The following is a 15101-nucleotide window of genomic DNA, read 5'->3' as shown; positions in this document are numbered from 1 at the left end:
GCCTTTCACATGCGTGCGCGCAATTCGATCCTGATGGCGGCAATGGCGCTTGCCCTGACCGCGGGCTGGCCCGGCATGTCGGCACGGGCGGAGTCCGTTGTGCGCTACGGCATTTCGATGGCCGACATTCCGCTGACGACCGGCCAGCCCGATCGCGGTGCCGGCGCCTATCAGTTCACCGCCTACACGATCTACGATCCGCTGGTGGCCTGGGAAATGGATGTTGCCGACCGGCCCGGCAAACTGGTGCCCGGGCTTGCGACCGAATGGAAGGTCGACGATGCCGACAAGACCAAGTGGCGCTTCACGCTGCGCAAGGGCGTCAAGTTTCATGACGGCAGTGACTTCAACGCCGATGCCGTGATCTGGAATCTCGACAAGGTGCTGAACGATAAGGCACCGCAATTCGACAAGCGGCAGAGCGCGCAGGTGAAAACCCGCCTGCCCTCGGTTGCGAGCTACGCCAAGATCGACGACTTCACTGTCGAGATCACCACCAAGACAGTCGATTCCTTCTTTCCCTACCAGATGCTCTGGTTCCTGGTCTCGAGCCCGGCGCAATACGACAAGCTCGGCAAGGACTGGGACAAGTTCGCAAGCCAGCCCTCCGGCACCGGCCCGTTCAAGCTGACCAAGCTGGTGCCGCGCGAGCTCGCTGAGCTGACCAAGAACCCGGACTATTGGGACAAGAAGCGGCTGGCAAAGGCCGACAAGCTGATCCTGATCCCGATGCCGGAGGCGCTGACCCGCACCAACGCGCTGCTCGCCGGGCAGGTTGATCTGATCGAGACGCCGGCGCCCGACGCCGTACCGCAGCTCAAGGCCGCCGGCATGAGGATCGTCGACAATGTGACGCCGCATGTCTGGAACTATCATCTGAGCGTGCTTCCGGGCTCGCCCTGGACCGACATCCGCCTGCGCAAGGCGCTCAACCTCGCGATCGACCGCGACGCCGTGGTCGGCCTGATGAGCGGCCTCGCCAAGCCGGCCAAGGGCCAGGTCGACCCGTCGAGCCCGTGGTTCGGCAAGCCGACCTTCGAGCTGAAATACGATCTCGCGGCCGCAAAGAAGCTGGTGGAGGAAGCCGGCTATTCAAAGGACAAGCCGCTGAAGACGACCTTCATCATCGCCCAAGGCGGCACCGGGCAGATGCTGTCGCTGCCGATGAACGAATTCCTGCAGCAAAGCTTCAAGGAGATCGGCATCGATATCGACTTCAAGGTGGTCGAGCTCGAGACGTTGTACTCGCATTGGCGCAAGGGCGCAGCCGACGAGATGAATGCCGGCATCACCGCCAACAACATCGCCTATGTCACCTCGGACCCGCTCTACGCCATCGTGCGGTTCTTCCATTCCGGCCAAGTGGCGCCGACGGGCGTCAACTGGGGCGGCTACAAGAATCCGAAGGTCGACGCCTTGATCGACGAGGCCAAGCAGACCTTCGACAGCGCCAAACAAGACGCACTGCTGGCGCAGGCGCACGCGCTGATCGTCGACGACGCCGCGCTGGTCTGGGTGGTGCACGACACCAATCCGCACGCGCTGTCGCCGAAGGTGAAGACCTTCGTGCAGGCGCAGCACTGGTTCCAGGACCTGACGCAGATCGGGCTGGAGTAGATCTCCCCATCGTCGTCCCGGCGCAGGCCCTAAAGCGCGATGAGATTTGGTTGAATCGCCTTGGCGCGGTCTTGGTTCACCTCTCCCCGCCGGGGAGAGGTCGGATTGCGCAGCAATCCGGGTGAGGGCTCCCGCTCTCGCGATAGACCGCAACCCCTCACCCGATTTGCTGCGCAAATCGACCTCTCCCAAGGGAGAGGTGAACTTTCAACGCCGTTCCAGCTCGATCTAATCTCATCATGCTTGGCGCAGGCCGGGACGACAGCGAGTTTGCGACGCCTATTTCGTCGTCAACGCAAATGCGCCGTCCCAATCATCCGGCGGCGGCTCCTTCTGGAAGGCGCGGATGCGTGCCTCGTAGAGGCGGTAGAGATATTGCAAGGCCTGCGCCTCGTCGGTCTTGCGGCCACGCTCGATCGCGGCGAGCGCGCCATCCCAATCGCGGCTGCGGTAGCAGGCCAGCATCTCGATGGTCAGGTTGCGCAGCCGCTGGAAGCGGCCGGAGCCGGCGACGTCCTCACGCCCGGCGATCGCATAGATCACCTCGGGCTCCTTCTTGCCCTTCACCATGATGAAGTCGAGCTCGAGGATGGCGAACTTCTCCTTCACCGCGAGCGCGGTCTTCGACCCCACGATGATCGGGAAGCCGTACTCCTTGGATTGCCCCTCGAGACGCGAGGCCAGATTGACGCTGTCGCCGAACACCGAATAGTCGAAGCGCACATCGGAGCCCATGTTGCCGACCACGCAGGTGCCGGTGTTGAGACCGACGCCGATGTTGAGCGGCACATAGACGTGGCCACCCTCCTTCGCCTCCTGCTCGCGCGCGCGGTTGAGGTCGTCGACGCGCTCCAGCATGTCGAGCGCAGCGTCGCAGGCGTTGAGCTGGTGCTGCTTGTCGTCGAGCGGCGCGTTCCAGAACGCCATGATGGCGTCGCCCATATATTTGTCGATGGTGCCCTTGCGGGCGAGGATCGCGTTGGAGAGCGGTGTGAGGAAACGATTCATCAGCGCCGTGAGGCCCTGCGGATCGCTCTTGTAGGTCTCCGAGATCGAGGTGAAGCCGCGCATGTCCGAGAACATGATTGTCATCTCGCGCTCCTCGCCGCCGAGCACGAGCCGCTCCGGCGACTGCGCCAGCTGCTCGACCAGCGCGGGCGACATGTACTGCACGAACTGCGACCTGATCTGCCGACGCTGCTGCTGCTCGCGCACGAAGGCGGAGAAGATCAGCGTCAGGTAGATCGCCGTGGTCGACATCAGCGGATAGGTGAAATCGATCAGGAGCCGGTGCTGCGAATAGAAATACCAGGACGTACCGATCAGCACCGAGGCAAACAGGCCGCCGACGACGACCAGCGTCACCGGACCGAATTTCGGCGCGAAGGCGATGACCAGCAGCCCCATGATCATCGCGGCAAAGAACTCGATGGCGATGCCGTAGCTCGGCTGTGAAACGACGTCGCCGGTCAGCGCGCTCTCCAGCACCTGGGCATGAACCTCGACCCCGGGCATGGCCGGCGTCACCGGCGTGGTCTTGATGTCGTTCAGCCCGACCGAGGAGGTGCCGATCAGGATCAGCTTGCCGGCGATTCTGTCCGGCGAGACCCGCCCATCCAGCACATCGACGGCCGAAACATAGATCGAGGGGTCGCGGCGGGCATAATGGATCCAGAGCTGGCCGTAGAGGTCGGTCGGGATCGCAAAGCCCGTGATGCCGAGGCTCTGGATGCCGCCCTTGTCGGCCTTGATCAGGATGGTGCCGGAGCCGCCGGCCACCCGCAGCATTTCGAACGTCAGCGACGGCATGGTGACGCCCTGCGCGACCATCATCATCGGCACCCGCCTGACGATGCCGTCGCGCTCCGGCCTGATCGTGAACAGGCCCCGCCCGGCGGCGGCCTCCTCGAGCACCGGCACGTTGCGCAACAATCCGGGAAACTCGAACATGAACTGCTGCGGCTCCTCGCCGAGCATTGCAAGCCCGGTGACCGGCAGCTTTTCGTTGAGGTCGGCGCGCACATTGGGCGCGCCGGATTCGCCGAGCACCACGCGCGAGTTCTTGATGGCGTCGGCCAGGATGCTGTCATTGCTCGGTAGCTGCCGCAGCCTGGCGCGCATCTCCTCATCGAGGCTGCTGAACGTATCGGCCGCGATATCGGGATTGAGGCGGTCGGGCTCGGAGAACACCGAGTCGAACGCGATCACCACGGCGCCGAGCCGGGTCAGGTTGATGACGATGTCGGCGAGCCGCGTCCGCGGCCACGGCCATTGCCCGAGCCGGGGATCGGCGAGGCTCTTCTCGTCGATATCGACGATGGTGACGGGCCGCGCGGTCTTCTTCCGGGGTTCGAGCACCTGAAATGTGTCGAACGTCCTGACGCGAATCTCCTGCACCGGAGCCGGATCGGCGGCCCGCAGCGCGGCAAAGCCGACCAATAGCGCCACGCAGGCCAGCCGCGCATAGCCGAAGCGCCGTCCGAACCACCTTCGTATCGCCTTCAGCCGTCTCATGCCATCTGGATATCACGCACGGCGAGTTGTTCCAATGGAGCAGGCATGCGCGCTGCACAACCAGCCAGATCCGGCGCACCGCCGATGGCGGCACGGCCGCACAGCCGTCACGTGACGTGAAGCAGGAAGTCGTTGTGGCCGAGCGCCGCGGGACTGACGTTGCGCAGCGTGATGGTGTCGGCGCTGTCGATCGTGATCAGGGTATCCGCCGCGTTGGTCGGCGATGCCGCGACGTGCTGGCTGATCCAGGTATCGACATCGCCCGTCGATACCACCGCGGTGAGATCGATATGGTCGATGCCGGGCTTGAAGTTCAAAATCGTGTCGTGGTTGAAGTTCGGCGCGAACACGAACTGGTCCTGATAACCCGCCGTCCCGAACAGCACGTCCTTGCCAGCGGTGCTGGTCAGGGTCACCGGCGCGGTCGGATTTTGCTGGACGTTGAAGATCAGGTTGACCGTATCGCTCGCGCCGTTGCCGTCGGTCACGGAGGGCGTGACGGTGTCGGTCGGCGCGGTGCCGGGGTGATAGGTGAGTGCCGACGATACCAGCGCCGCGTTGATGTCGGCGAGGTGCCCCGCTTGCGCGGGCGGTGTCACGCTGCTGCCCGAACCGACCGTCGTCGCCGCCAGCAGAAAGTTCTCGGTAGCCGTGGCGTCGATATCCGTCACGGTGAGGCCGGAGATCGTGTCCGTCCCGTTTGGATTCTCGGTGATGCTGATGTTGTCGGTGTGGATCACAGGCGCATCGTTGGCGCCGATGACGTCGACCGTCAGCGTCGCCGTTCCGACGGCGCCGTGCACGTCGACCGTCTCGACGGTGAAGGTGTCGGCATAGGTCCCCTTGGGCAGCGCGTTGATCGCGGCAGCATCGGGAACGTAGCTGTAGGTGCCGTTGGGGTTGACGGTGAGCAAGCCGTAGAGACCTGTGATCTGCGTGACCGCGGCGTGGTCGGAATTGAGGGCGGCATAGGTCAGCGTCGCCGTCTCGCCGTCGTCGACGTCGTGGCCGTGCAGCGTGCCGGTGAGTGGGCTGAACGTGTCGTAGGCGGCGGTATCGGTCAGCGTGCCGGCATTGACGTCGGCGAGCGTCGGCGCGTCGTTGGCGCCGTGGATGGTGATCGTCACGGGCGTGTTGACGATGCCGCCATGATGATCGTCGAGCTGGATCGTGTAGGTCAGCGTCAGCGTCTCGCCGGCGGCGAGATAGTCGAAATTCTTGTCCGCGGCCGAGAACGTCCAGGCCTGCGATCCGGTCATCCCGTTCGTCGAATCCGTCAGCGTCCCCAGCGACAGCCAGTTCAGGATGGTGGATTGATCCTTGGGCAGGCCTGCGGTCGCCCCGGCTTCGGCGACGCCGGTGATGGTCATCGTGTGGGTGTCGCTGAGGTCCACATCGGTGAAGGTCACCACGCCCGATGCGCTGTCCGGCTTGGATGAGCCCGTGGTGTTGGGCTGCTCGGCGATGCTGGCCGTCTGCGCCGCCGACGTGACCGTCGGCACGTCGTTGCTGCCGGTGATCGTGATCGTCACCGGCTGGCTGACCACACCACCATGATGGTCGTCGACCTGGATCGTGTAGGTCAGCGTCAACGTCTCGCCGGCGGCGAGATAGTCGAAACTCTTGTCCGCGGCCGAGAACGTCCAGGCCTGCGATCCGGTCACATGGCCGGTCGAATCCGTCAGCGCCCCAAGCGACAGCCAGTTCAGGATCGTTGGCTCGCTCTCAGGCAGGCCCGTGGTCGTCCCCTGCTCGGTCACTCTGGTGATGGACACGGTGTGGGTGTCGCTGAGATCGACGTCGGCAAATCCCACCACGCCCTGGGCCACGTCCGGCTTCGATGAACCCGTCGTATCGGGCTGCTCGGCGATGGTCGCGGTCTGCGGCTCGGTGGTGAATGTCGGAACGTCGTTGGTGCCCGTGATGGTGATGGTGACGGGCTGGGTGACGACGCCGCCATGATGGTCGTCGACCTGGATCAGGTAAGTCAGCGTCAGCTTCTCGCCGGCCGCGAGATAGTCGAAACTCTTGTCGGCGGCCGAGAAAGTCCAGACGTCCGTTCCGGTCACGCCGCCGGTCGAATCCTTCAGCGTGCCGAGCGACATCCAGCTCAGCACCGTCGCCTGATCGGGGAGCCCTGACGTGACGCCGGCTTCGGTGACACCGGCGACGGTGACGCTGTGGGTGTCGCTGAGATCGACGTCGGTGAAGGTCACCGTGCCGGACGCGGTATCGTGGCTCACCGAACCGGTCGTCTCCGGCACCTCGGTGATGGTTGCCGCCTGCGTCGGCGACGTGATCACCGGCTTGTCGTCGGTGCCGACGATCGTGATCGTGACGGGGACCGTGACGACGCCGCCATGCTGGTCATCGATCTGGATCGTGTAGACCAGAGTCAGCGTCTCGCCGGCGGCGAGATAATCGAAACTCTTGTCGGTTGCCGAGAACGTCCAGGCGCGCGATCCCATCACGCCATCGGTCGAATCGGTCAGCGCGCCCAGCGACAGCCAGCTTAGCACGGTGGCGTGGTCGGCGAGTCCCGTGGTGACGCCGGCTTCGGTGACGCCGGTGATGGTGACCGTATGCGTGTCGGTCAGATCCGCATCGGTGAACGTGATCGCGCCGTGCGCGGTATCCGGCGCGGCGGAATTCGTCGTCCATGGCAGCTCGGTGATCGAAGCGACCTGCGGCGCAGATGTCACCACCGGCGTGTCGTTGGTACCGGTGATCGTGATGGTGATGGTCTTGAACGCGGTCTCGTTGCTCGGCGCATAGTTGTTATCGACGCGCACCAGATAGGTCAGCGTCAAGGTCTCGCCGGCGGCCAGGAAGTCGAAGGCGCCGTCGGCAAGGCTGTAGGTCCAGGTCGCCGAGCCGACATTGGTGTTGTTCGGATCGCTCTGCAGCAGCAACGGGATCTCGACCGCCTTGATGGCCGCCAGTTCCGCCGCCGTCAGCTGCGAGGTCACGTCCTTGCCGCCGGCGTCGTGGTAGCTGAACGTGCTGAAGCTGACCGCCGCACTGGGCCTGTCGCCGAGATTGACGTCCGTCCAGGTGATCTGGCCGGTCACCGTGTCGGGCAGCGCGCTATGGGTCAGCCCGGCCTGTTCGGTGAACGAAGCATTCTGGGTCACGACATGCGGCGCACCGGGAGCGTGGTCGGGCTTCGCGGAAGCGGCCTCTGGCCCGGCATTGCCGGTCAGGGCCAGCAGCAAGCTTGTCGGCAGGATCACATCGCCGGTCGCGAGCTTGAGGATTGTCGTGACCGGGACGATGCTGTCGGTGAAGTTCGTCGTAAGCTTGGTGTTGGGATTGTTGTTGTCGGTAAACTTCAGCGCGAAGACGTCCGAGATCAGCTTCTGCGCATCGGTCGACAGCTGCGCCGACGAGACGAAGCTGACGCTGCCCTGGCCGTTGACGATGGTCTGGGTGCCGGCCTGATCGACGGTTGCGATCGGATTGAGCGTCGTCTTGTCGAACAGGATGTAGGAGCCGGTGCTGCCGTCGGGCTCGACCAGCACCTGAAATTTGGCCGGCGGCACGCCGCCCGAGCCCTGCACGTCGAAATCGATCTCGACCAGCACCGCGGTGCCGCGGATGCCCATGGTCGCGACCGGCGTATCGACCTTCATGTCGCCATGCTTGGCGGTGGCGCCGGCGACGAACGAGATGGTGCCCGAGACGAGGCTCATCAGCGACGAATTGCTCGACCCGTTCGGGTCGTAGATCATCTCGTTCAGCACCATCTTGGCGTTCGGTCCGAGACCGAACACGGTGCCGTCGATGAAGGTGATGCCGAGCGTCGAGTCGCTGCCCGACTGCACCACATCGCCCTTGTTGACGTTGTCACCCTGGTTCAGGACAACAGCGACGCCGTTGCGGATGGCGGTGGCGCCGCCCGTGAGCTTGGTGACATGGCCGATGACCTTGGCCGGCTCCGCCGCGCCGCCGGCCTGGGCATATTGGGTGTAACCGGTGAGTGCGTTGACGAGGTTGCCGGTGAGGTGCGCGCCTTCAGGCGAGGCCAGCGCCGCGCGCTTCTCGCCCTTGAAATAGTCGTGCAGGACGAGTTCCCGATCGTCCTTCGAGATGACGAGATCGAGCCCGGTTCGCTTGAAGTCGCCGGTGAACAGCAATTGCCCGTCGTCGACCGTGATCGCGCCAGGCGGAGCATTCGAGGTAACGCTTTCGACGTATGCCGATCCGCGGGCGTAAGCGTCCGCGCTCGGCAAATGGCCGTCGAATTTCTCGACAAAGTTCACTGCGGATCACCGCACGAGGGTTAATATTGGTAAAATATCCGAATGATTACGCCTGCATATCATCGGATAAAGCTTGGCGAAACCATCCTTTGCTTTCGCAAGGTGCTCCGGTCGCGCGGTTTGAGCGGATGTGACTTGGCTCACTCTCACATGAGTCGTGTATTCCGAACTCGCCTGACGGTACCATGAGATGGGATTTGAGCCAAGATGGGTAGTGAGCCACGTATTCGTGGTATTGACTGGCATTTCTGTACTTGCCTTTATTTCCCCGCAGCCCCGAGAGGGCATTTGACCCGATTTTTCCGGCTAAAGCTGTGACTTGGCTTACAAATCGCAGCTATCCCATGCGCGGATTGGCCGGGTTAACCAGTAGGCAAGGATGAGGCGTTTCGCGGTGGAAAAAGGTTCGCGGGTTCGTTTCACAAACCGGTAAAGTTTTCGGGACCCGGGCCACGCGCCCTTCAGCCTCCTGCCCGGATTTCCCACCTCTTAAGTCGATTCGAAGGGTCGTTTGCGATGCTGTCGGCATCAAACGATCCGTCGCGTGCGCGGTGTAATCTCCACCCGCCGATGAGCGGACAGGGGGTGTCACATGGGATTCTCGCTTCGCTCGTTTGCGCTGCGCTCCGTCGTGTTAGGCTTCGGCCTGGTTCTGGCCGCGCCAATTGTCGAGCTCAATGCCGCCTCGCTCCTGTCGCCCGGCCCGGCGACCCTGCTCAGACAATCAACCGAACCGTTCGGCCTGGCGACCAACCTGCTTGCCGGCGGCGGCCTGCATGACAAATGGCGCGGGGTGCAGCGCCAGCTGGCCGACGAATTGGCGCAGCTTGCAGCCTGCGAAAGCGACCGCGCGGGCTGCGCATCGCCTGAGGCGCTGCGGTTCCTGGCGATCGTCGATGCCGGCCGGGCACGCGATGGCCGCGCCCGGTTCGGTGAGATCAACCGCGCGATCAATCTGGCGATCCGCCCGGGCAGCGATCTTGCGACCTACGGCGAGCCAGACGTCTGGTCCACGCCGCTCGCCACATTCGCCCGCGGCAGCGGCGATTGCGAAGACTATGCGATCGCGAAGTTCGTCGCGCTCGCCAAGGCCGGCGTCGCGCCGGACGATTTGCGCATCGTGGTCATGCATGACCTGCTCGGCGGCGAGGACCACGCCGTAGTCGCGGCGCGGCTCGACGGCCACTGGCTGATGCTCGACAACCGCCGCATGGCGATGATCGAGGACACCGATATCAGGAGCTTCCGGCCGACCTTTGTGATCGACCAGAACGGCGTCAACCGGTATGGCGATGCGCGGCTCGTCGCCGAGACCGCGTGGCGGCCTCAAGCGCGGTGAACTGAGGCGACGCCTGCCGCCGGCGGCGACATCGGAATGCTGAGCCGGACCTAAAGCGCGATGAGATTTGGTTGAATCATCATCGCGCTTCAGACCTTTGTTTGAGCATGATCTTTTCGGAAAACCGCTTCGCACTTTTCCGGATCATGCTTTAGAGCAGCTGGCGCGCCGCGAAGTCCGCGAACGGGCCAGGGCGCGCGACAAGTTCGGCGTAACTTCCCACCTGGACCACCTTGCCGCCCGACAGCATGATGATGCGGTCGGCCTGGCGTACGGTACTCAATCGATGTGCGATGACGAGGCGCGTGATAGGAAGCCGCTCCAGCGAAGCTGCGACGATCGCCTGTGTCCGATTGTCGAGCGCGCTGGTCGCCTCGTCAAAGAGCAGGATCCGAGGCGCCCGCGCAAGCGCCCGGGCGATCATGACCCGCTGCCGCTGGCCGCCGGAGAGCGTGTTGAAGCCTTCGGAAACCAGCGTATGCATACCCATCGGCATCTGCTGGATGTCGGTGTCGAGACCGGCCTGCCTCGCTGCCTCCCAGGCCTTGTCCTGCGACAGATCGATGCCGCCGCAGATGTTCTCGTAGAGGCTGCCCGTCGCCAATTTGGTGTCCTGAAGCACCACGCCGAGTTGTCGGCGCACCGCACTGATGTCCAGCGTGTTGAGCGCCTTGCCGTCATAGAAGACGGAGCCCGTCTCCGGCTGCTCGAAGCCGAGCAGCAATCGCAGCAGCGACGATTTTCCGCTGCCCGACGGGCCGACGATGGCGACATATTCTCCGCGCTGAATCTTCAACGTGACATCGTCGAGCACCGGCGGACCACCTTGCGCATATCGGAAGCCGACGCCGGAAAGCTCGATCTCACCGGACAGCGCTCCGGGTGGCCTGCGCTCTTCGCCGATCTCGGCGGCAGTTGACATCAATGGCTTCAACCGCGCCAGCTGCGGGACGGCAACCAGCGCTTCACTGATGCTCGACGCCCAGTTGCCGACCGATGCCAAGGTCTGGCCGAAAGCCGCCAGGAAGCCGAGGAAAGCGCCGAGATCGCGCAGGATCTCGCTGTTGTCATGGAAGGCAATCGCGAAGATGACGAGCGTCGCAAGTGTCGGATAGGAACTCTCGAACGCGCTGAGCGCATTCGAGACCTTCTGCGACGCGGTGAAATAGCGCTTCTGGACCGAGAAGCGTTCCGACCACAGGGCGAGCGCGCGTCCGGTCGCCCGGGCCACACGCAGCTTGCCAACGCCGGTGATCAACTGGAGAACGAAGCCGCCGATCTTTCCCTGCAGATCGAGGTAGCGGGCTTCGTAATAGATACGCAGCCCGCCGGCGGCCATGATCGCGGCCGCACGCACCGCCACCAGCAGAACGGCGATGCTCCCCAGCTTGACGTCGTAATACAACATCAGGGCGATGCTGAAGAGGCAGAACAGAAGCGCCGTGAGGCCGCGGAGATTATGGACGGTCAACGTCTTGCGGACGGCGTCGATGCCCATCGATCGATCCACCAGATCGCCTGCCGTGTAATCGCGAAACAGGGAGGCCGGCAACCTGAGCAGCCGATCGATCAGCGCCGCCTGAAGCCTGTATTCCGCGAGGCCCTCGAGCCGCAGCATCGCCATCCCCTGCACGACCTGCAGGCCGGCGATGGAGAGCGCAGTTTTGTGATGGAGCGCACGCGCGGCCACGCGCCTCGCCGCAAGCGCGGCCGTGCAGGGCGTTCCTGAGAGGCTTTGCAAGCACCGCTCCCAGCGCAACCGTCTGGGTCGTAGGCGGACAGGGCTGCTGACGGCCGGTCGCCTGCCTCCATCATCCCACGATCTCAGGAGAACAACATGCGTTCGAATACCACGTCCTAGTCAGATCCTCGCCTCGCGTTGACCGCTGAGCAGTTCGAGGCCGTCAGTGGCGGCATGAGGAACATGGATACTCCCGCCTACAAGGCTTTCGCCCCGGGTCTGATGCAGGGCTTCGCCGAGGCCGGCGGAGTTGTCCTCCTCAGTTCGGATGGTTGCTAGCTCGATCCCATCCGACGAAGAGGCCGCTTCGCTTGAGCGGCCTCTTCCCACAACGCCATGATCCTCTCGGGAATCCAGTGTCAGCTTTTCCGGATCATGCTCTGGACTAGAACATCAGGTTATCCTTCACCAGAACCCAGCGGCCGCCCTTGACCTGCTGCACCTGGGTGATGGTGTTGGCGAGATGATCCGTCTTGGAGAACTTGGTCGGCGGCGAACTGAAAATGTCGAGGAACTTGTCGCCTGACTCCAGCGCATCCAGCATCTTCTGGCCGGTGAGATCCTTGCCCGCCTTCTGGGCGTAGAACGCGAACGTCATCACCGCGTTGTAGCCGATGATCGCCTGGGTGTTGGCGTCGGTGTTGAACATCTTCTTGTAGTTGACGAGCCAGTCCTTCACCTTGCCCTTGGCGGTGTCCTCGTAGGGAATTTCGAAGCCCGAGGCCGCATAGAGGCCCTCGACGGCTTCCTTGCCGAGCGCGGGCACTTCGAGCACGTTGGTCGGCGTAGCGCCGAGGAAGGTCACGTCCCAGCCGAGTTTCCTGGCCTCGTTCATCGCGCCGATGGTCTCGCGGATCACGGTGCCGAGCACGACGAGATCGCAGCCGTCGGCCTTCATCTTGGCAACCTGCGCCGAGAAGTCGGAGGCGCCGCGCTTGTAGCTTGTGGTCGAAGCCGGCTGCACCTTCATCGCAGCGAGCTGCTGATTGAAGCCGTCGAGCACGTTCTTACCGTACTCGTCGTCCTGATGCAGGATGCAGGGCTTCTTGAAGTTCTTCCAGTCCATCATGTATTTGAGCGCGGCGCGCGTGCTTTCGACATAGGGCAGCAGGTTGTTGAACTTCAGCCGTTCCTGCGGCTTGCTCGGATCGAATTTGAAGGTGAATTCGGCGGCTGTCAGCGGGAACAGCTGCAGCACGCCGGCATCGAACAGGATGTCCTGCGCGGCCAGCGTCGGCGCCGAACCCATCGAGCCGATCATCGCAAAGATCTTGTCGCGCTCGACCATCTTCTGCGAGGCCAGCACGCCCTTCTTCGGGTCGTAGCCATTGTCCTCCAGAATCATCCTGATCTTGCGGCCGTTGATGCCGCCGCTGGCGTTGATCTCCTCAACCGCCATCTTCATGCCGTTGGACACCGGAACACCCCAGACCTTGATCGGGCCGGACAGGTCCTGATGCGTTCCGATCACGATCTCGGCCGGCGAGATGCCTTCATTGGTGACCTTGGTCTGGGCTGCGGCCGGCAGACAGGTCAGCGCCAGCGCGCTGACCGCAAAGCCCAGCGCCTTCAGCGATTTCGACATTGCAGTCTCCTCCTTCACAACGGCCCATGGTGAGCGAAGGGTCGGGCCTTCTCGCTCCTTCGCCAAACGTCTTATCGCCTGCTACGCGACTGCGCGTTCGCCATACATGGCGTCGATCTCGGCCGCGTAGCGCTTGTTCACGAAGCTGCGCTTCAGCTTCATGGTCGGCGTCAGCTCCTCGTCCTCTGGGGTGAGCTGACGTTCGATCAGGTAGAATTTCTTGATGGTCTCGACCCGCGCGAACTTCGCGTTGACCGCCTCGACCTCGCGGTGGATCAGGTCCTGGATCTCGCGGGCACGGCACAGGCTCGCGTAGTTGGTAAACGGGATGTCCTGGTCCTGGGCGTATTTCTCGACATTCTCCTGATCGATCATGATCAGGCAGGTCAGGTATGGCCGCTTGTCGCCGATCACGACCGCGTCCGAGACGTAGGGCGAGAATTTGAGCTGGTTCTCGATCTCGGACGGCGTGATGTTCTTGCCGCCTGACGTGATGATGATGTCCTTCATCCGGTCGGTGATCTTCACAAAGCCTTCATTGTCGATCGTGCCGACATCGCCGGTGTGCAGCCAGCCCTTCGCGTCGATCGTCTCGGCGGTCTTCTCCGGCTGGTTGAGATAGCCCATGAACAGGTAGTCGCCCTTGATCAGGATCTCGCCCCTCGGGCAGATCATCACCTCGCCCCAGGGCGCGGCCTTGCCGACCGAGCCGAGCTTGATGCGGTCCGCCGGCATCATGGTCGCCACGCCGCAATTCTCGGTCTGGCCATAGACCTCGCGCATGTCGATGCCGAGCGCGAGATACCAGCGGATCAGATCCGGCGAGATCGGCGCCGCGCCGGTCAATGCGATCCGGCAACGGTCGAGCCCGAGCATGCGGCGGATGTTGCGGAACACGAGCCAATAGGCGGCACGGTTGGCGAGCCGCAGCGACAGCGGCGGCGTCTCGCCCTCCAGCCGGCATTCGGTCATCCGGTTTCCGATCGCGAGCGCGCGGGCGTACATCCAGTTCTGGAACGGGGTCGCGTCCTTCAGCGCGATGGTGATGCCCGAATAGAACTTCTCCCAGATCCGCGGCACCGCGAGGAACGCGGTCGGCTGCACCTCGCGCAGATTATCCGGCACCGTCTCCGGGCTTTCGGCAAAATTCATCACCGAGCCGAGCGCGAGCGAGATGTAGTAGCCGCCGACCCGCTCGGCGACATGGCAGAGCGGCAGGAACACCAGCCGTTCCTCGCTGTCGGTCGAAGGGTAGAGATCGTTGGCGTGGCGCATCTGGTGCGTCACGCTGCGGTTGGAGTGCATCGCGCCCTTGGGCGGGCCCGTGGTGCCCGACGTATAGACCAGGATCGCGAGATCGGACGCGGTGCGGCTGCCGGTCATTTCATCCCACAGGGCATCATTGCCCTGCGCATGATTGCGGCCGAGTGCCGTGAACTCGGCGAGCGACAGCACCATCGGATCGGAGAAGCCGGAGAGGCCCTCCATGTCGAACACCACGATCCTGTCCAGCGTCGGACAGCGCGACCGGCAGGTCAGCACCTTGTCGAGCTGCTCCTCGTCTTCGACGAAGATCACCCGGGTGCAGGAATCATTGAGAAGGTATTCGACCTGCGCCGCCGCATCGGTCGGGTAAATGCCGGAGGAGACGCCCCCGGCGCACAGGATGCCCATGTCGGCATAGACCCATTCCGGCACCGCGTTGGCGATGATCGAGGCGACGTCGCCGGGGCGGAAGCCGGTCGCATGCAGGGCGCAGGCGATGTCCCTGGATATCTCAAGCCATTCGCGCCAGCTGGTCGGCTGCCAGATGCCGAACTTCTTCTCGCGGATCGCGGGCCTGTCGCCGCGCGTTTGCACCGCGAGCAGAAAGCTCCTCGCGATCGTGTCGGCGACCGTCAGCACCGCTGGTCCTGCCATGCGCGCTCCCTCCTCTGCCGCCCGTCTCACGCGCCGGCCTTGTTGCCGGTCTTGTTCGCGAAACAGGCCTGAAATCTAACTCCGACTCGCTCTCAGTGCCAAACCAACTTTAGTCAGCACCAA

At 63.6% G+C, this 15101-nt stretch carries 7 protein-coding genes; 2 read left to right on the top strand and 5 right to left on the bottom strand.

Annotated features, from left to right (window positions below; translation table 11 throughout):
- The first annotated feature begins 9 nt into the window (after positions 1 to 9).
- Positions 10 to 1617: an ABC transporter substrate-binding protein gene (locus JQ507_01420; GenBank protein QRI70231.1), complete on the top strand. Its 1608-nt coding sequence runs from the start codon at positions 10 to 12 to the stop codon at positions 1615 to 1617.
- A gap of 279 nt (positions 1618 to 1896) precedes the next feature.
- On the opposite strand, the gene JQ507_01415 is transcribed toward JQ507_01420, so the two are convergent.
- Both JQ507_01415 and JQ507_01410 read right to left on the bottom strand, forming a co-directional pair.
- Positions 1897 to 4131 (bottom strand): adenylate/guanylate cyclase domain-containing protein, encoded by a 2235-nt coding sequence (locus JQ507_01415; protein ID QRI70230.1) that lies wholly within the window; start codon positions 4129 to 4131, stop codon positions 1897 to 1899.
- Between the two features lie 107 nt (positions 4132 to 4238).
- A complete protein-coding gene (locus JQ507_01410) occupies positions 4239 to 8393 on the bottom strand; it encodes a VCBS domain-containing protein (GenBank protein QRI70229.1) in 4155 nt (1384 codons plus the stop codon).
- A 592-nt stretch (positions 8394 to 8985) separates the two neighbouring features.
- Here JQ507_01410 and JQ507_01405 point away from each other — a divergent pair.
- On the top strand, positions 8986 to 9732 hold the full coding sequence (locus tag JQ507_01405; protein ID QRI70228.1) for a transglutaminase-like cysteine peptidase: 747 nt from the start codon (positions 8986 to 8988) through the stop codon (positions 9730 to 9732).
- Positions 9733 to 9883: 151 nt separating this feature from the next.
- Here JQ507_01405 and JQ507_01400 read toward each other — a convergent pair whose 3' ends face one another.
- The 3 genes from JQ507_01400 to JQ507_01390 all read right to left on the bottom strand — a co-directional run bounded on the left by JQ507_01400 (position 9884) and on the right by JQ507_01390 (position 14978).
- A complete protein-coding gene (locus tag JQ507_01400; GenBank protein ID QRI73136.1) occupies positions 9884 to 11356 on the bottom strand; it encodes an ATP-binding cassette domain-containing protein in 1473 nt (490 codons plus the stop codon).
- 502 nt (positions 11357 to 11858) lie between these two features.
- Positions 11859 to 13058: an ABC transporter substrate-binding protein gene (locus tag JQ507_01395; GenBank protein QRI70227.1), complete on the bottom strand. Its 1200-nt coding sequence runs from the start codon at positions 13056 to 13058 to the stop codon at positions 11859 to 11861.
- An 81-nt stretch (positions 13059 to 13139) separates the two neighbouring features.
- On the bottom strand, positions 13140 to 14978 hold the full coding sequence (locus tag JQ507_01390; protein ID QRI70226.1) for an AMP-binding protein: 1839 nt from the start codon (positions 14976 to 14978) through the stop codon (positions 13140 to 13142).
- Positions 14979 to 15101: the final 123 nt, after the last annotated feature.

The organism is Bradyrhizobium sp. PSBB068, from assembly GCA_016839165.1.
Lineage (GTDB): Bacteria > Pseudomonadota > Alphaproteobacteria > Rhizobiales > Xanthobacteraceae > Bradyrhizobium.
Note: the sequence above shows the minus strand (reverse complement) of the source record. Positions and strands in the feature narration are given on the sequence as shown.

Excerpts from the sequence above, each read along its gene's own strand:
- JQ507_01420 (QRI70231.1), top strand. The coding sequence starts at position 10 with ATGCGTGCGCGCAATTCGATCCTGATGGCGGCAATGGCGCTTGCCCTG.
- JQ507_01415 (QRI70230.1), bottom strand. The coding sequence starts at position 4,131 with ATGAGACGGCTGAAGGCGATACGAAGGTGGTTCGGACGGCGCTTCGGC.
- JQ507_01405 (QRI70228.1), top strand. The coding sequence starts at position 8,986 with ATGGGATTCTCGCTTCGCTCGTTTGCGCTGCGCTCCGTCGTGTTAGGC.
- JQ507_01400 (QRI73136.1), bottom strand. The coding sequence starts at position 11,356 with ATGGCGATGCTGCGGCTCGAGGGCCTCGCGGAATACAGGCTTCAGGCG.
- JQ507_01395 (QRI70227.1), bottom strand. The coding sequence starts at position 13,058 with ATGTCGAAATCGCTGAAGGCGCTGGGCTTTGCGGTCAGCGCGCTGGCG.
- JQ507_01390 (QRI70226.1), bottom strand. The coding sequence starts at position 14,978 with ATGGCAGGACCAGCGGTGCTGACGGTCGCCGACACGATCGCGAGGAGC.